We start from the raw sequence: 17781 nt of genomic DNA, 5'->3' as shown, positions 1-17781 counted from the left end.
GGTTGAAGTTGTTTTCGACGTGAACGGGTTAATGCAATCATGTCGATGCTTCGCGCATCGCATCGCTCAGAACGGCAAAGATATAGGGTTCCGTTGATTGCGCAACATTGAACCGCAGATAGCGTGTTGCACTGCGGGACGGGCTGAAGACGTCGCCGGGTGCGAGAACGACACCCTTTTCGAGCGCATAACGGGCAATCTGACCGGAATCCATGCCTTCGGGCAGTCTTGCCCATAGAAAGACACCGCCTTGCGGCTCGGTCCAGAGTTCAAGTCCGGTTGCCCTGAGCCGTTTTGCGGTCATGGTCATGGCATCGGCAAGCTTTGCACGCAGACTGTCAATGTGGCGGCGATAGGTACCGTCGGTCAGAAGCGCATGCACGATCTGGGCCGACAGAACATTGCTGCTGAAAGAGGTGGCGAGCTTCAGATCGGTGAGGCCATCGATCCAGTCACGGCGGCCGGCAATGTAGCCGACACGTGCTGCAGCCGAGAGGGTTTTGGAGAAACTGCCGATATGCAGCACGCGATCAAAGCCGTCGAGTTCAGCCAGAAGCGGTGTGGGTGAAGGATGGAAATCGCCGAAGATATTGTCTTCCACCAGCTTGATATCATGCAGTTCCGCGAGCTTCAGCAAACGGTGCGCCGTGGCGGGTGCCATGGTTCCACCTGTCGGATTGTGCAGACCTGCATTGGAAATATAGAGTTTGGGGGCGTGTTCAGCGGCTGCATTTGCGAAAGCTTCAAGATCGGGGCCAGTTTGGGTATAGGGGATGCCGATGAGCTTGACGCGATGGGAAAGCAGTGACGCCTGAAAATTGAAATAGCAGGGATCGTCCACCAGTACGGTATCGCCGGGCTGCAACAGGAAGCGACAGATGAGATCAATGGCATGTGTGCCGGAATCGGTCAGCAATATGTCGCCGCCGGAAATATCGATGCCCTGCTCAGACAATCTGCGCGCCAGATGATTGCGCAGCGGGCGAAAGCCGAGAGGCTCGCCATAAGCAACCAGATTGCTGTCTTCATCGCGCGCGATGGTGCGCATGGCACGGCGAATGCCTTCCAATGGCAGCCATTCATCGGGCAACCAACCGCAACCGGGTTTATAGGTCTTGCTTTCAGCTTCCAGCGATTGGCGCATGACCCAGAAAGGATCGATCTGCCGGTCCTTGTGCGGAGCAACATCCGCAAGCGTAAAGGGCTGGCGCGCACGATCGGAAACATAGAAACCGGCACCACGGCGTGACTGGATGATGCCTTCCGCGACCAGACGGTCATAAGCTTCCACGACAGTAGATTTCGAAACATGCATGGTTTCGGCCAAACGGCGTATCGACGGCAGACGCGCACCCGGAGCAAGGCTCATCGCCGCTATACGATCCCGAATGATGGTCATGACCTTTTCAACGAGCGGCATTTTTTCGGGCGCGGCTTTTTCATCGCTGCGCTCGCTTTGTCCGCCGAGATAGGCGGCCTCTACAGCCTCAAGGCTGCGTAAAAGGCCTGTCGAAATCATCTGTACTATCCTTTGTATCAGTACAGTTTACCAAAATTGTCCGGTAATTGTCTCTGATTATTTAGCCGAATTCGCGGCACTGTACCGGAATCATCTAGAGCGGTTTCAACCAAAACGGAATTGTAGGAACTGCTTCAATTGTTTGTTTTCACGCATTATCCAACGTAAACCGCATGCCGTTACGCTGGGAATGCTTTGCATGAGTTATTAGAAGGCCGAAAAGACAGAATGAACAAGACCGCGGGTTGGATTAATGGATTTCTGGGGGTTCTGATTTTTAGCGGGTCCTTGCCCGCAACGCGTCTGGCGGTCATCGATATCGATCCGACTTTTCTGACCATGGCGCGAGCGACGATTGCCGGGCTTCTGGGCTTGATACTTCTGCTCGCTTTCCGTGAACCTTTTCCGCGTCGCAAAGACGTTCTTTCGCTGATCATTGTGGCACTTGGTGTCGTTGTTGGTTTTCCATTGCTGACCGGTATAGCGCTGCAACATATGACCTCAGCGCATGCGATCGTCTTTATCGGCCTGCTGCCATTGTCGACGGCATTATTTGCCGTGCTGCGCGGGGGTGAAAATCCTCGTCCGATGTTCTGGTTGTTTTCGGTCGCAGGCGGTCTCATCGTTGCATCCTACGCTTATGGGCAGGGCAGTCAGTCCACACTGCTCGGCGATGTGTTGATGCTGGGTGCAATCATTGTCTGCGGACTTGGCTATGCGGAAGGTGCCAGCCTCTCGCGCAGGCTGGGTGGCTGGCAGGTGATCTGCTGGGCGCTGGTCTTTTCGCTGCCGGTGATGCTGCCATTCAGCATTCTGACGCGTCCTGCAGTATGGTCTGGCATTGGCGCGATGGCATGGGGCGGGCTTGCCTATGTCACGCTGTTTTCAATGCTGATTGGCTTCTTTTTCTGGTATCGCGGGCTTGCACAGGGCGGTGCAGCCACCGTTGGACAGCTCCAGCTTCTGCAACCGTTCTTCGGCCTGATGCTGGCAGCATCCATTGCCGGTGAACCAGTCAGTATGGGTATGGTGCTGACCGCTGGCGTGGTTGTGCTTTGTGTAGCGGGTGCGAAAAAATTTGCTTGATTAAATAAATGCCCAAACCGTTGTGCGCTTGACCTCAGCATCCTCAAGCGCACGCGTAACAGGCACTGTATAGACGGCGAGTTGTTCCAGTCGCTCTTTCGGCAGATAGGCGCGGCCCGGATCACCAACAATGATGCGGGCACCACGCGCTGAGAGCTTTGAAAACCATGGGATCAGGCGATCAGCGAGCGGCTTTTCATAAAAAACATCACCTGCAAGCACCACATCCCAGCCATGATCCTGATCGATCAGATCGGTGAGTGTCGGTGTGATGGCAACACTGTTTGCGGCTGCATTGATAGCAATCGCCGGAAGCGCGAAGGGATCTATATCTGAGGCGATAACGCTTGTAGCGCCTGCCTTCATCGATGCAATAGCAACCAGTCCTGAGCCCGACGCGAAATCCAGCACGGTTCTGCCCGCAACGGCATTTGGATGATCGAGAATATAGCGCGCAACACCCTGTCCGCCCGCCCAGGCAAAAGCCCAGAAAGGCGGGGGCAGGCCGATGGTTGCCAGTTCCTCCTCAGTTCTGTGCCAGAGGTCGTGGGCTTCATCGGCCAGATGGAGTTCGATTTCCGGCACATGGGGCGGCGCTTGCAGGCCAGTATTGGCCAATATGAAATCACGCGTGCTCTTCTGTGCCGGATCGAGCATCAAGCATGTCTCCCAAAAGAGGAAACCGGTTTTGGGATAAAGACATGCATCAGATATCTTTAATGTCCAACCCGCCCATGCGGCAAACTTCGATCCATTCATCTTCCGTTACTGGTTGTACCGAAAGGCGCATAGAGGTGACGAGCGCCATCTTTTCGAGCTTTGGATTGGCTTTCACATCCTTGAGCGTGACAGGCTTCGGCACATCGCGCACTGCCTTGATATCCACACAATCCCAGCGCGGATCATCGGTGGTGCTGTCGGGATGCGAAAGGGCGCAGATCTCGACAATGCCCACCACTTCCAGACCTTCGTTGGAATGGTAGAAGAAGCCTTTGTCGCCGATTTTCATGGCGCGCATGTTGTTGCGTGCCAGATAGTTGCGCACGCCGTCCCACTGTTCGCCTTTTTCGCCACGGGCTTTCTGCATTTCCCATGACCATTTGAATGGTTCGGACTTAAACAGCCAGTAAGCCATCATGCTACCTTCAAGCGTTCGCAGGATTGTTGATGGCCCAGTTCCACGGGCGCACGGTCACATCGGCAAACAGACCTGCCAGTGCATAAGGATCATTGGCGGCGATCTTTTCGGCCTCTGCCTTGTCGGCTGCTTCAACAACCACGAGGCTGCCATTCGGCTTGCCATCTTCACCAAGGAAGGGACCCGCGAATTTCAATCCATCGCCAAGACCCTTGAGATAGTCGAGATGGGCCGGGCGCGTATCAAGGCGTACCTGCAGATGGTCGGGCTTGTCGTTGCACAGAAGAGCAAAAAGCATTGTTCGCTAACCTTTTTGTTTGAGCATTATCCTACACAAAACCGCTTCGCACTTTTGTTGGAAATGCTTTAATCCTCGGTTTTGAGTGGTCGGTTGAGAAGGGCTGTAACGGCCTCATCAATCGTGATTGTTCCGGCAAGAAGCGCTGCAACAGCCGTAATAATTGGCGCAGGGATCGCGTATTTCTCGCAAAGTTCGGCAGCGATTGGGGCCGTTGCCACGCCTTCAGCCAATGGTCGATTGGAAAGGTCTTCACCGCGTCCGATCGCAAGCCCATAGGAATAATTGCGCGATTGCGATGAAGAACAGGTCAGCATCAGATCGCCGAGGCCTGAAAGCCCCATGATCGTTTCAGGTTTTGCACCCATGGCCTGCCCGATACGACGCAATTCTGCAAAACCACGCGTGACGAGTGCTGCCTGAGCGCTGGCACCATAGCCGCGCCCGATGGCAGCACCTGCGGCCAAAGCCAGAACGTTTTTAAGCGCGCCGCCAATTTCAACGCCTTTAAGATCAGTCGTCGAATAACAGCGAAAAGCAGGGCCTGAAAGCGTTGCCGCAAGTCGGTCTGCTATCGCTGCATCTTCGCAAGCAATCGTCACGGCTGTTGGCAGGCCGCGCGCCACATCGGTTGCGAAACTCGGACCGGAAAGCGCGCCGATTGTGTGATTGGGCAGAACTTCCGCCACCACTTCCGACATCAGTCGCCCGGTCTCGCGCTCAATGCCTTTGGCACACAAAATGACGGGTGCTGATTGCGGAATAAGGCCGCTTAATTCCAGAAGTCCTTTGCGCATGACCTGTGCCGGAACGACGACAAGAACGATATCGGCATTTCGGAAAGCGGCCTGGGCATCGGTGCTGGCTTGGATGCCTTCCGGCAATTCGATCTCACCAAGATAGGCAGGATTGCGGCGCTCAGCGTTTATATGTTCAACCGTTTCGGCATCACGGGCATAAAGCCACGTGTCATGGCCGCTGATGGCTGCCATGGCTGCAAGTGCCGTACCCCATGCACCGCCGCCAAGGACGGCGATTTTCGCCCGCTCACTCATGCTTTTGCCCCACGACGTCCGGTACCGAACATGGGCGCGGATTTCTCATCAAGCGGCCAGCGCGAGCGTGGCGCGAGACTAAGCGAATCAGGGCCTTTGGTTGCGGCACGTTCAGCTCCCGCCCATGCGATCATCGCCGCATTATCGGTACAAAGATTGAGCGGAGGCGCGATGAAGCTGAAACCGTGCTTTTCGCAAAGCGCTTCCAGAGACGCGCGCAGCGTCTTGTTAGCTGCAACGCCGCCTGCAACGATCAGCGAAGGGGTTACGCAGTCGGGAAACTCTTGCCTGAAGCGTTCGAGCGAGCGCTTGACGCGATCCGACAATGTGTCAGCAACGGCATCCTGAAACGATGCGCAGATATCGGCTACGTCCTGATCGGAAAGCGGAGCAAGCTCCGTTGCGGTCTGACGTACAGCAGTTTTAAGGCCAGAGAAGGAAAAATCGAGCCGCGCTTCGCCCTTGAGTGGTCTTGGCAGCGGGAACCGCTTGGGGTCGCCCTGCAATGCCATGCGCTCAACGGCTGGACCGCCGGGGTAAGGCAGGCCGAGCAGCTTAGCCGTTTTGTCGAAAGCTTCACCCAAAGCATCATCAATTGTTGTGCCGAGCCGCTCGTAATCGCCAAGGCCACGCACGAGAACCATCTGCGTATGACCGCCTGAAACAAGCAGCAGCAGATAGGGAAATGCCAGATTGTCGGTCAGTCGTGCGGTAAGCGCGTGACCTTCCAGATGATTGACCGCATAAAACGGCTTGTTTGCAGCCATAGCCATTGCCTTGGCGGTCATCAGGCCAACAATCAGCCCGCCAATGAGACCGGGACCGGCTGTTGCGGCAATCGCATCGACTTCATCGAGGGTCAGGTTGGCGTCTTTCAGCGCACGTTCCACCAGGTGGTCGAGGGCTTCGACATGGGCGCGAGCGGCAATCTCTGGCACCACGCCGCCATAGGGTTCGTGTTCGGCGATCTGGCTGAGCACCACATTGGACAAAATATGGCCTTTACCGTTATCGTCGCGTTCAACGACGGCGGCGGCTGTTTCGTCGCAACTTGTCTCTATTCCAAGAATGCGCATTTGCGGTTAGACCCTGCCTGGCTCAAAACTTTACATAGTATTTTCCGGAAACCCGGTATCATGGACGGCGCGATATGCAAACAGCATCCTTGAAGATTGGCAGCTTGAAGATCGGCACTCGGGGCAGCAAGCTTGCTCTCGCTCAGGTCTATGAAACACGCTCCCGTCTGATTGAAGCGCATGGTTTCAGTGAAGACGCTATCGAAATTGTACCGATGTCCACCGCTGGCGATCGCATTCAGGACCGTTCCTTGTCGCAGATCGGCGGCAAGGGGTTGTTTACCGAAGAGATCGAAGCGGCGCTGAAAGATGGCCGCATCGATATTGCAGTGCATTCGACCAAGGATATGCCGACTGTTCTGCCGGAGGGCCTTCATCTTTCTGCTTTTCTTGAACGCGAAGATCCGCGCGATGCTTTCGTTGGCCGTACATCAAAACGCTTCCTTGATCTGGCGCAGGGCGCAGTGGTTGGCTCGTCGTCGCTGCGGCGGCAGGCCATGATCAAGCGTCTGCGTCCCGACATTCAAGTGGTGATGTTCCGTGGTAATGTCCAGACACGTCTTCGCAAGCTGGAAGAGGGCGAAGTGGATGGCACATTCCTCGCCTGTGCGGGATTGAAGCGTCTGGACCTTGCCGATGTGATTACCGATATTCTGGACCCTGAAACGTTCCTGCCTGCACCGGGGCAGGGCGCTATTGGCATTGAAAGCCGAATTGGCGACGAAAAGATCGATGCGTTGCTGAAGCCGCTGGCCCATCGCGATACGCATGTGGCGCTGGCCTGCGAACGCGCATTCCTCGCTACCCTTGATGGCTCCTGCCGCACGCCGATTGCAGGCCTTGCGATTGTTGACGGTGACAAAGTCTCATTCCGTGGCATGATCCTGACGCCGGATGGTCGTGAGGCACATGAAGTGACGGCAGAAGGTTCTGCTTCTGACGCTGCTGAACTTGGATCGGATGCGGCCAAGCGCGTGCGGGCACAGGCCGGTGCAAAGTTCTTTGAGGGCTGGGAGTAACATTGGCGGAACAGCGGAAGACAGTGATCGGCTGTCGTGTTCTGATCACACGACCAGAACCGTCGGCCTCGTTGACGGCGGAAAAGCTTGCCAATCTTGGGTTCTCGCCTGTTTCTCTGCCGGTCAGCCGTACGGTCGCGCTCGAATTCTCAATCAAGAATCAGTCGTTCGACGCGCTTGCAGTGACAAGCTCCAATACTTTTCGTCATGTGTCAGATGCACAACTTGAACCGTTGAAAACCTTGCCACTGTTTGCTGTTGGCGAAGGCACAGCACGCGCCGCACAGGAAGCAGGCTTCCACACAGTGATTGAAGGCGGCGGTGACGCTGTGCGTCTTGCTGCCAAGATGGCGGAGCATCTGTCGAAAGGCGCAGAGGTTCTTTATCTTGCGGGACGCGTTCGCCAGCCAATATTCGAGCACCGTGTATTAGAGGCAGGCCTCAACATGGCGGTGTGTGATGTTTATGATGTCGAGGCAATCGACTATTCAGCCAATGAAATCAAAGCCACGCTCGACAAAGGTCCATTTGTCGCGGTGCTGCTTTATTCTGCTGTCGCGGCGAAGCTGTTTGTCGAAATGACGCAGAGAATCGATATAAAGTTCGACACTAAAGCGCCGTTTCTGTGCATTTCAGAGCGGGTTGCTGGCTGTTTGCCAGATGATTGGCGCGCACGCGCATTGATAGCGGATCATCCGGATGAGAAGGGTATTTTTCGTTTGTTTTCCAAACTTTGACTCTTTTGCGCGCAACCTTCCTTCATCTCGTGATTTTATCTGATAAGCTTTAGAAACATTCTTAGCACTACGAGAGGACCCATGGCGAAATCCGGAACTCCGCGACATTCCAAACCGGCCCGCAAGCCCGTGACGATCAATCTCGATCCGTCGGATGTTAAACGCGTTGACGAAACCGCAGCGCCAGAGGCGATGCCCGCAGCCGAGCCGGTGGGAGATTTCTCGAAGATGAACGATCCAAAACCTGCAACTGCAAGTGCTCCAAAATTTGAACCCAAAACGGAAAAGCCACCCTTTACGGCCGGCGTTAAGCCAGAAACCTCAGGGGAAGCTCCGCGCGCTACTGCATCGGTGCAGCCGCCGGTATCAGAAAAGAAATCCGGATCAGGCGGTGCTTATCTTCTGGCTGGCGTTGCAGGTGGCGTGATTGCACTTGGCGGTATGCTTGCACTGCAATGGGGCAATGTCGTGCCTTCGCCCGGATCTCGCGTAACTGCCGAGCAATTGGCGCGTATGGAACAACAGATTGCTGATCTGCGCAGCAATCCATCGCCTGCACCTCTTGATGATGCCAGCAAGACGCAACTTGCCGATTTGCAAAAAAATGTTGAGGCGGCTGAAATAAAGGCAGAAGCCGTTGCCGGGAGCCTCACCGAAATTCAGCAGCAGTTTGCAGCACTGCCCAAGGCAGGCGAGGGCGGCTCCACTCCGGCTGAGGTTTCAGCGCTGACCGAACGTCTCACAGCGCTTGAATCGCAACTGGGCGATGCAAAGAACCAGGCTGATCAGGCCGCGGCCGGTGTTTCGGGCAATAGCGGCACGATTTCTGATCTGGAGCAGAAGTTGGTTTCGCTTCAGGATAAGGTCAGTGAGAGCGCCCGTCAGCCCGATGCATCGGCGCTGATTGCCGCTAATGCATTGAAGACAGCGATTGATCGTGGCGGCTCATTCAAGGCCGAGCTCGATACTTATGCTTCGGTGGCACCACAGGATAAGTCTGTTGAAGGGCTGAGTGCTTTTGCCGACAAAGGTGTGCCGACCATTGCCGATCTAAATGCATGGTTCGGCCCTGTTGCAAACAGGATCATCGCCACAGAAAACAAGCTACCCGCTGATGCGGGCGTATGGGACCAGCTTGTCGCCAGTGCCAAGGGTCTTGTCAGCGTTCGCCCCGTTGCGGGCAATGTGAGCGGGACAGGCGCCGGTCCGGCCACTGCGCGTATGGAGGCAGCCCTTCACGCCGGTGATCTCGAACGCGCAATCTCCGAATGGGAGCAGCTTGCCCCCGATGCAAAGGCTGCATCAGAAGAGTTCGCAGGCCAGATGAAAGCGCGGCACAATGCAGATGCATTGATCCAGCGTCTTGTTGCTGACAGCCTGAAGCCTAAAACCGCAACAGACGCCACGGCGCCAAACTAAGGAGGCGTCGCCCATGCTGCGTGTGATATTTTACTTCGCTATCGTCGTCTTGCTGGGATTTGGATTTTCCTGGCTTGCAGATCGTCCGGGTGAGCTTGATGTCACCTTTGCCGGCAATCATTATAATGTTCCACTGATTACGGCGGCTGCTGGCGTGGTGGCGATTGTTGCTGCGATTCTGATCCTTTGGTGGCTTATCAAGAGCATAATCCAGTCGCCTTACACACTGCGCCGTCATTTCCGCGCCCGTAAACGCGACCGGGGCTATCAGTCCCTGTCGACCGGATTGATTGCGGCTGGTGCAGGTGACGCGGAAGCCGCGCGCCGCATGAACAAGCAAGCAGCCAAGCTTTTGAACTCTGATCAGGAGCCGTTGATCAAGCTTCTTGAAGCCCAGACTGCCATGCTGGAAGGCCGCACCGCCGATGCCCGCAAGGGCTTTGAAGCCATGGTCGAAGACCCGGAAACCAAGCTGCTTGGTCTGCGCGGCCTTTATATCGAAGCACAGCGCGTCGGTGCACGTGAGGCCGCTCGCCATTATGCTGCGGAAGCTGCAAAAGAAGCACCGCAGCTTGAATGGGCATCATCCGCCGTAATGGGCCAGCTTTGCTCTGAGGGTGATTGGGATGGTGCATTGAAGTTGGTGGATGCACGCAAACAGGCACTCGCGCACAACAAGGACGTGGTGAAGAAGGAGCGTGCAGCTCTTCTCACAGCCAAGGCTATGGCAACGGTTGATGTGGATCATGCACATGCCAAAGCCATAGCACTTGAAGCCAATAAGCTTGCGCCTGACCTTGTACCTGCGGCTGTTGTTGCAGCACGTGCACTGTTTGCTGATGGCGAAGTGCGCAAGGGCTCGAAAATTCTTGAAGCTGCGTGGAAGCGTTCGCCGCATCCCGATATTGCTTCGACCTATGTTTATGGCCGGGCTGGCGATACCGTGCAGGACCGCCTGAAACGAGCCCGGCATCTGGTGACATTACGCTCTAACAATGCGGAGGGCAGTCTCGCCCTCGCACGTGCAGCCTATGAGGCAGGCGAGTATCGCTTAGCGCGCGACAATGCCCAACAGGTGCTGCGTGGTTCGCCGCGTGAAAGCGCTTATCTGCTGCTGGCGGATATTGAAGAAGCCGAAACCGGCGATCAGGGCAAGGTGCGGCAGTGGCTTGCACAGGCCGTTAAGGCACCGCGCGATCCTGCATGGACGGCGGACGGTTATGTTTCCGAACAATGGTCGCCCGTGTCGCCTGTTACCGGACGCTTGAACAGTTTTGAATGGAAAGTGCCCGTTGAACAGCTTTCACCGGTAATCGAAGTGGAAAAGCCGGAAATCGCGGAAGCCGTTCCGGAACACATTACGGAAAGCAGGGCAATAGTTCCGGTCGAAAGGACGACACCCAACCCGAAATTTGAAGACGTGGTCGAGGCCGAAGTGGTTTTGCCTGAAGCCGAGCCTGTGAAGGTGAAGACTGCTCCACCGCCGCACAAAATAGCCGAAGTCGACAAGCCAGCGGTAATCGACGCCGTTTCATCAGGAGACGCTGAAGACGACGCCGACAATGGAAAGACCCGCACAGCACATATCATTGTCGATGATCCTGGTGTGGATGAAAGCAAGTCATCCCAGAAAGCTCAGAACGGTCTGCGGTTGTTCTAAAGCATGTCTTTCAAAAGCGGGGCCTATCAGCTCACAGGACTGATTTCTGGCCTTGCTTCGATGAGATGGTGACATGCGTATAACCAGAGAATTAGAGCGTTTCGTGTGAGGATGATAAGACGCGCCGCGCTTTACGACCCTTTCAGGGGGCTAAATGTTGCCTAAAGACCACGGCGGCACGGTCTTGAGCTGTTGGAATCGCGTCAAGGCAGTTTGCCGCCTTGTGCGACGCGATCCCATCCCGCTACTTTGAACACTTCCAAAAAAGGATAGCGCCTTGCTGTCCTTTGTGTGGTGTTAAGACGTGGTGAGGGTGAATGTTCGATCGTCTGCTGGAGTTTCTTAAAGAATTGCCGGGCAACGGTTTTCGTGAGCGCGGCGAGAAATTTTCCGATGCCGACCCACGGCTTGCAGCCGCAGCCCTTCTGTTTCATATCATGGATGCTGATGGCGAGACGCGCGAAAGCGAGCGGGCAAAACTCTCAGCAATGCTTTCGCAGAAATATGGCCTCAAAGGTGATGCGCTTAAAAAGCTGATCAAGGCCGCAGAAGAAGCTGATCAGGAATCGATAAGCCTCTCTGATTTCACTTCTGTTCTGAAGCGTCATCTCGACTATCAGGCCTGCGTTGATTTCGTGACCTTGATGTGGGAACTCGTCTACGCAGATGGGGTTGTCAGTGAAGTGGAAGCAGATGTGATGTGGCGCGTTGCTCATCTCATTGGCATCAAGGAACAAGATCGCAATATGATTGAGGCACGTGTCCACGCAGCCAATAGTGGCGTGTCAGAGGTCTGACACGCACTCAGGGTTAAGTTCTGCCCTGCAAATTGCGTGCTTTGCGTAATTGCGGGAACATGGCGGCCCACGCGACTGCAACAGCAACAGACCCAATACCACCAATGACCACCGCCGGGACCGCGCCAATAGCGGCAGCCATCAGCCCGGCACGGAATTCACCCAACTCGTTTGAAGCGCCCACAAACACCATGTTGACTGCATTGACGCGACCGCGAACATGATCTGGTGTCCACAGCTGCATCAGGGTTTCACGGATATAGACGCTGATCATATCAGCAGCACCCGCCAAGGCGAGAGCTATGATCGAAAGCCATGTCAGTGTCGAAACGCCAAAGATGATGTTGAACAGGCCGAACAGGGCAACAAAGACGAACATAACGCGTCCGGCATGATCGCGGATGGGGTGGCCTGCGAGCCAGATCGCCGTCAGAACTGCACCAATACCGGGAGCTGAGCGTAAGAGCCCGAGACCCCACGGGCCAAGGTCCAGAATATCGCGGGCATAAATCGGCAGAAGCGCAACGGTTCCACCAAGCAGAACCGCAAAGAGATCGAGCGAGATAGCACCGAGAACGATCTTTTCCTTCCAGATGTAGCGGAAGCCTGCGAGCATGGTGGAGAGCGAGCGCTCTTCTGTTGTCGTATGTTGCCTGGGCTTTGGAATGGAGAAGATCAGGATAGAACCGGCGATCAGGAATACGGTGGCCACGCTATAGGCCGCGACATGCGAGACGCCATAGAGCAGACCACCTGCGACCGGACCTACAATGGTTGCCACTTGCCACGCCGACGCATTCCACGAAACGGCATTGGCGAAATCCTCGGTTGGAACCAGATTGACCACGAGAGACGCGGAAGATGGCCCGAGAAATGCGCGGGCAACGCCAAAGAGCAGCAGGGCAGCAAAGACCGTTAGTGGCTCAAACAGACCGGCCAGCGTCAGAACCAGTAGTATCGCGGTGACGACACTTTCGAGAATGAGCGAAAGCCCCATGACGAGACGTCGGCCGAAGCGATCAGCTGCCGCGCCAGTGAACAAGACAAGCAATAATGCGGGCAGAAACTGTACCAGTCCGACCATGCCAAGATTGAATGCATCGCGGGTCTGGTCATAAATCTGCCAGCCGACAGAAACACTGACGATCTGGACGGCGAAGGCGCTCAGAAAGCGTGCGGCCCAATATTTTTTGAATGATGTATGGCGGAAAGCGGCGTAACGATCCGCATGGGAAGCATCGGTGCTGGGGGACATTGCTCAGGACATCTGTAAAAGGGAATTTCTTCTTACAGCAATTTTTTGCGGGCAACGATCACTTTTTCTTGGAGAAAACGCAGCTGATGCAACAAATGCCACGCGCTTTTCTATCGGTTGCTGACTGAGAAAAGCAAAAAGGCCGGTATAAACCGGCCTTTTCGATGCTTTTGTATCCTTGTTGCTGCTCAGTCCTTGCCGAGCAGGCCTTTCCAGATGATGGCGCCAATCGCGGCACCAACAAGCGGTGCCACCCAGAACAGCCAGAGCTGGCCCAAAGCGCCGGTTTCCGCAAACAGGGCTGCAGCCGCTGAACGGGCTGGGTTAACCGATGTGTTGGTTACAGGGATCGCGATCAGGTGGATCAGTGTAAGAGCAAGACCGATGGCAATCGGTGCGAAGCCCGATGGCACGGCTGACGAGGTCGAACCGAGAATGACGATCAGGAAGAACGCCGTCAGTACGATTTCAATGAGTAGTGCCGATGTGAGGCTATAGCCGCCAGGTGATAGCTCGCCATAACCGTTGGATGCAAAGCCGCCCGCTGTGAAGCCACTTTTGCCAGTTGCAACCAGATAGAGAACGGCTGCCGCAGCAACACCGCCCAGAACCTGTGCAATCCAGTAAGGGATAAGGTCTTTGGCCGGGAAACGGCCGGCAACGAGAAGACCGAGCGATACGGCGGGATTGAAGTGGCCACCCGAAATGCCGCCGACAGCATAAGCCATCGTGAGAACGGTCAGACCGAAGGCGAGAGCAACGCCAGCAAAGCCAATGCCCAATTCGGGATAGGCTGCTGCGAAGATTGCGCTGCCGCAACCACCGAAGACGAGCCAGAATGTTCCGAAAAATTCCGCAGACAGTTTGTTCAACATGGAAGTCCCCAGTGTTGGTGTAGTGATAAATGCCAATGCGAATCAGATGACTAAATATACAGTCGGCTTTTTCTTACATCAATCGTGCTTAATTGGGCGATAAGTTTGTGATATTTGTCAGATATTACAGTTATCACAGTAAATTTCGTGTTGAATTTAATTTGTATTAGAGTGTTCTTTTAAATAGTTCCAAACTTTCAGAACAGCCCCAAAAACCCATAAATAGGCCGTTTTTTGGCCTTAATTTAAATCATGCTTGGTTTTGTCTTGTATATTGCGGTCGCAGGGGCACGCGCGTTATAAGAAGCTTGTTCATGCAAATAATTGCGATGAAAACGATATCGGCAAAGCGGGTGTTTCGTGGGGCATTATAGGGAGTTGCCAGCCTTGAATATTCAACTTGAGGCACGAACATGCAGATCGATACTGCAATCCGTGATGATCGTAGCCGTTGGTGCAGTTCTGTCTGGTTGCGCGGCCACAGCATGGTCTGAAACGGTCAGGATCGACAGTGCTCCGTCTATGCCGAAGGAATGTGCCGGCTGGCAGCGGATTGACCTCAAGCAACGCACGACGATGGTTCTGCTGCGTGAAGATGCGCGTCTCGTCACTGATATCGATTCCCATAATCTCAAAGGCCGCAATCTCGGTTGCTGGGAATAGTCTTGTTTCAGATTAAGTTTTTTCAGTTTGATATTTAAGTTTGAATCATTCCAACTCTTGATTTTTAAGCATTACTCTACACAAAACCAGTTTCCCCTTTTGCTGGAAATGCTCAAGGGATGGGACCGATCTGGCGTTTGTCAGATGGTTGCAGGCTTTGTTGTGTTCGTTCCAATAATTGCCTGAATGTTCTGCGTTATAAAAACACAATGCTCGCGCAATTTTTATAGATGATTTTGCCCGAATTAACTTCGCATTAACCTCACATTAACCATGGAGGTTAAAGGTCGTCCTGATATCGATTTCATCCGTTACCCAATCGGAATACGGACAATTTAGAGAAGCACACCGGTGATACGTTTCGAGAATGTCGGCCTGAGATATGGAATGGGGCCAGAGATCCTCAAGGATGTCAGCTTTCATATTCCGCCGCGCTCATTCCAGTTTCTGACCGGCCCCTCGGGCGCCGGTAAGACGTCGTTGCTGCGCCTGTTGTTCATGGCGCTGAAGCCGACGCGCGGGCTGATCAACATTTTCGGCAAGGATGTCGCGCGGCTCGACCACAAGGAAGTGCCGCTTTTACGTCGGCGCATCGGGATTGTTTTCCAGGATTTTCGACTGCTCGATCATATGACGACCTATGAAAATGTGGCGCTTCCGCTGCGGGTGCGCGGCAAGGAAGAGGCCACCTATCGTCATGAGGTCGAAGAGCTGTTGCACTGGGTCGGGCTCGGTGACCGTATGAATGTGTTGCCTCCGGTGCTTTCTGGCGGTGAAAAGCAGCGTGCAGCGATTGCGCGTGCATTGATCGACCAACCGGAGCTGCTGCTGGCGGATGAACCGACGGGCAATGTCGATCCGCCACTCGCCAAGCGCTTGCTGCGGCTTTTCACAGAGCTTAACCGCTCAGGCACTGCTGTCATCATTGCAACGCACGATCTGTCCCTGATGGAACAGGTCAATGCGCGGCGCATGATCCTCGAACATGGGCGGCTCGATATCTATGATTGATGCTGACAGGGACTGGCAGAAAGTTTTACGAAAGGTCATGGACGACCTGCGCATACGCTTTGAAGACCTCAAGGATATGCTTATGGTCCGCATTGGTAAGCGCAGAAAGCGGCAAGGGCCAAGCCCCATCGTGCCTGATGGAAGTGTGACGGGTACGGCGCTGGTGATCGTGATTGCGATCATGACATTTCTTGCCTGCCTCACCCTTGGTGGTGTGACGCTGGTGCGGGCTTCGGCAGCCCAGTGGCAAAGCCAGATTGCGCGCGAGGCAACCATTCAGATCCGTCCGGTTGATGGGCTTGATATGGACAAGGCGCTTCAGGATGCAAGCGGCATTGCGCGCGGCTTTGCTGGCGTGAAAGATACCAGCATCATTGACAAGGATGCGACCGCTCGCTTGCTTGAACCATGGCTTGGCAGCGGCCTTAACATCGATGAATTGCCGGTTCCTCGTCTGGTTGTTGTCACCATTGACGAGAATACGCCGCCAGATTTTGAAACCATGCGCGCTGAAATCACCCGCGCAATTCCGAGCGCAAGTTTTGACGACCATCGCACATGGGTCGACAGACTTGTTTCGATGGCCAATACGACAGTGCTGATTGGCACAGGCGTCTTGTCGCTTGTGGTGGCAGCAACCGTTCTGACGGTTATCTTTGCTACCCGTGGCGCCATGTCTGGCAATGGCCATATCATCGAAGTCCTGCATTTCATCGGGGCGGAATCGAAATTCGTCGCGCGCGAATTCGAATGGCATTTCTTCCGTACAGCACTTAAAGGCGCGCTGTTTGGCGGTATGGCTGCCATGTTTGTGTTTTTCGTCTTCTCATGGTGGGCGTCGCGACATATGGGGACACCGGCTGCCGATCAGGCTGCTGCAATGTTTGGCAATTTTGCCATTGGTCGCGATGGCTATATTGGCGCGGCTGTAATCATCATTCTGGTGAGTGTGCTGACGATGCTGACAAGTCGTCTGACAGTTGTTCGCCAGCTCTCAACTATGGATGGTCCGGGAGTACGGGCCGAATGACCGTCTTTTTTGCCAACACCGATCGGAAGTCACGAATTTCCGGCAACTTTCCGGGTTATCGCCGCAATGATGGCTATGATGGCAAGGTGAGTGAACACAAGGTTCAGCAAACGGTATTGGCGGGGCGTTCGGAAAGCGTTGATGCAGTGGCAGGCAGAGAGGCAAAGACGGAAGCGCATATGGGCGCTGTGGTTTGGCGCCGCAGCCGCGAAACGGATGCGCCCTCTTCTGCGCATACGCCATCAATGCTTGCGTCAGCTGTCGGTAAATTCATATGGTCTGTCCTAATGCGTGTATTTCGACGACTTCAGCCTATTTCCATTGTGCTGTTTCTGGCCCTTGTCGCCTTTCTGATCGGCTTTGTTGCCTTCAGCGAGAAGGTCACCAGCATGCAATCGCCGGTGCTTGACGAGCCAGCTGACGCTATTGTCGTGCTGACGGGCGGGCAGTCGCGCATACAGGCAGCACTTGATCTTCTAAAAGACAAGCAGGGCAAGCGCTTGTTGATCAGCGGCGTTCATCCGTCCACCACGGAAAAATCGCTGCAGCGTGCCACACATACCGAACAAAGCCTGTTCGATTGTTGCGTCGATCTTGACCGTTCCGCGCTCAATACCGTTGGAAACGCGACCGAAAGCGAACGCTGGATCCGCGCCAACAACTATCATCGTGTGATCGTCGTCACCAATAATTACCATATCCCACGCAGCATTCTTGAGATGTCCTACCGGATGCAGGATGTGGAATTTGTGCCTTATCCAGTGGTGAATGGCGAAAAGCGCGCGCACAGCTGGGTAGCTGAAGGCGACACACTCAGAGTTCTGTTCATTGAATATGTCAAATATCTGGGAGCTGCCCTTCGCGTTGGTGGAGCGAAAATTTTCGGAAGCGCATTCGAACCCTCATAATTCAAGCATTTGAGCCAAAGGTGCGAAGCGGTTTTGCGTAGGACAATGCGTAAGAACAAATAGCGAGTGGTCATTCAGTTTCCGGTATTTGCTCAACGCTTGTCATTGAGAGATGCAAATGTCGGAATCAGACCACCAGAGCGGTTCCAACGATTCAGTCTTAACTTGAACCGTAGTAAGTGACGCTGAATTGATCATCGGTCGCTGAGATTTCCTTATGGAAAATGCTCAACTT

Annotated in this window: 18 protein-coding genes; 10 read left to right on the top strand and 8 right to left on the bottom strand. The window is 54.6% G+C overall.

The window, feature by feature from the left end:
• Positions 1-37 precede the first annotated feature (37 nt).
• Positions 38-1519, bottom strand: a complete 1482-nt coding sequence (locus CEV32_RS17475) for an aminotransferase-like domain-containing protein (protein ID WP_094578400.1) — start codon at positions 1517-1519, stop codon at positions 38-40.
• A gap of 228 nt (positions 1520-1747) precedes the next feature.
• Here CEV32_RS17475 and CEV32_RS17470 point away from each other — a divergent pair, with 228 nt between their 5' ends.
• Positions 1748-2605 (top strand): DMT family transporter, encoded by an 858-nt coding sequence (locus tag CEV32_RS17470; protein ID WP_094578399.1) that lies wholly within the window; start codon positions 1748-1750, stop codon positions 2603-2605.
• Here CEV32_RS17470 and CEV32_RS17465 read toward each other — a convergent pair whose 3' ends face one another.
• From CEV32_RS17465 to tsaD, 5 genes are all read right to left on the bottom strand, one after another.
• Positions 2606-3262, bottom strand: a complete 657-nt coding sequence (locus CEV32_RS17465) for a class I SAM-dependent methyltransferase (RefSeq protein ID WP_094578398.1) — start codon at positions 3260-3262, stop codon at positions 2606-2608.
• Positions 3263-3311: 49 nt separating this feature from the next.
• Complete coding sequence (locus CEV32_RS17460) at positions 3312-3740, bottom strand: EVE domain-containing protein (RefSeq protein ID WP_094579146.1); 429 nt, start codon at positions 3738-3740, stop codon at positions 3312-3314.
• 10 nt (positions 3741-3750) lie between these two features.
• Complete coding sequence (locus CEV32_RS17455) at positions 3751-4041, bottom strand: YciI-like protein (protein WP_094578397.1); 291 nt, start codon at positions 4039-4041, stop codon at positions 3751-3753.
• Between the two features lie 68 nt (positions 4042-4109).
• A complete protein-coding gene (locus CEV32_RS17450) occupies positions 4110-5096 on the bottom strand; it encodes an NAD(P)H-dependent glycerol-3-phosphate dehydrogenase (RefSeq protein WP_094578396.1) in 987 nt (328 codons plus the stop codon).
• Positions 5093-6172 carry a tRNA (adenosine(37)-N6)-threonylcarbamoyltransferase complex transferase subunit TsaD gene (gene tsaD / locus CEV32_RS17445; protein WP_094578395.1) on the bottom strand — a complete coding sequence of 360 codons (1080 nt, stop codon included), beginning with the start codon at positions 6170-6172 and terminating at the stop codon, positions 5093-5095. The genes CEV32_RS17450 and tsaD overlap by 4 nt, the downstream gene beginning before the upstream one ends.
• Positions 6173-6246: 74 nt before the next feature.
• On the opposite strand from tsaD, the gene hemC reads away from it, so the two are divergent.
• From hemC to CEV32_RS17420, 5 genes are all read left to right on the top strand, one after another.
• Positions 6247-7191 carry a hydroxymethylbilane synthase gene (gene hemC, locus CEV32_RS17440; protein WP_094578394.1) on the top strand — a complete coding sequence of 315 codons (945 nt, stop codon included), beginning with the start codon at positions 6247-6249 and terminating at the stop codon, positions 7189-7191.
• Positions 7192-7193: 2 nt separating this feature from the next.
• A complete protein-coding gene (locus CEV32_RS17435; RefSeq protein WP_094578393.1) occupies positions 7194-7928 on the top strand; it encodes a uroporphyrinogen-III synthase in 735 nt (244 codons plus the stop codon).
• Positions 7929-8009: 81 nt separating this feature from the next.
• Positions 8010-9347 carry a COG4223 family protein gene (locus CEV32_RS17430; protein ID WP_094578392.1) on the top strand — a complete coding sequence of 446 codons (1338 nt, stop codon included), beginning with the start codon at positions 8010-8012 and terminating at the stop codon, positions 9345-9347.
• 13 nt (positions 9348-9360) lie between these two features.
• Positions 9361-11007, top strand: a complete 1647-nt coding sequence (locus CEV32_RS17425; protein WP_094578391.1) for a heme biosynthesis protein HemY — start codon at positions 9361-9363, stop codon at positions 11005-11007.
• 317 nt (positions 11008-11324) lie between these two features.
• Entirely contained in the window at positions 11325-11804 is a 480-nt protein-coding gene (locus CEV32_RS17420) for a tellurite resistance TerB family protein (RefSeq protein ID WP_094578390.1), read from the top strand.
• A gap of 13 nt (positions 11805-11817) precedes the next feature.
• Here the strand turns inward: CEV32_RS17420 and CEV32_RS17415 are convergent, their stop codons facing one another.
• The gene (locus CEV32_RS17415) at positions 11818-13059 is read right to left on the bottom strand and encodes an MFS transporter (RefSeq protein WP_094578389.1); all 1242 of its coding nucleotides are present in this window, start codon (positions 13057-13059) and stop codon (positions 11818-11820) included.
• Positions 13060-13247: 188 nt separating this feature from the next.
• Positions 13248-13934: an aquaporin Z gene (gene aqpZ, locus CEV32_RS17410; protein WP_094578388.1), complete on the bottom strand. Its 687-nt coding sequence runs from the start codon at positions 13932-13934 to the stop codon at positions 13248-13250.
• A 387-nt stretch (positions 13935-14321) separates the two neighbouring features.
• Between aqpZ and CEV32_RS17405 the strand changes: the two genes are divergently transcribed.
• The 4 genes from CEV32_RS17405 (at position 14322) to CEV32_RS17390 (ending at position 17546) form a co-directional block, all read left to right on the top strand.
• Positions 14322-14597: a hypothetical protein gene (locus CEV32_RS17405; RefSeq protein ID WP_094578387.1), complete on the top strand. Its 276-nt coding sequence runs from the start codon at positions 14322-14324 to the stop codon at positions 14595-14597.
• 387 nt (positions 14598-14984) lie between these two features.
• Positions 14985-15608, top strand: coding sequence for a cell division ATP-binding protein FtsE (gene ftsE, locus CEV32_RS17400; protein WP_235818845.1), 624 nt, complete (start codon positions 14985-14987; stop codon positions 15606-15608).
• A gap of 37 nt (positions 15609-15645) precedes the next feature.
• Complete coding sequence (locus CEV32_RS17395) at positions 15646-16638, top strand: cell division protein FtsX (RefSeq protein WP_374882864.1); 993 nt, start codon at positions 15646-15648, stop codon at positions 16636-16638.
• Complete coding sequence (locus tag CEV32_RS17390; protein ID WP_094578384.1) at positions 16635-17546, top strand: YdcF family protein; 912 nt, start codon at positions 16635-16637, stop codon at positions 17544-17546. The genes CEV32_RS17395 and CEV32_RS17390 overlap by 4 nt, the downstream gene beginning before the upstream one ends.
• Positions 17547-17781: the final 235 nt, after the last annotated feature.

It is taken from the genome of Brucella rhizosphaerae, from assembly GCF_002252475.1.
GTDB lineage: Bacteria > Pseudomonadota > Alphaproteobacteria > Rhizobiales > Rhizobiaceae > Brucella > Brucella rhizosphaerae.
Note: the sequence above shows the minus strand (reverse complement) of the source record. Positions and strands in the feature narration are given on the sequence as shown.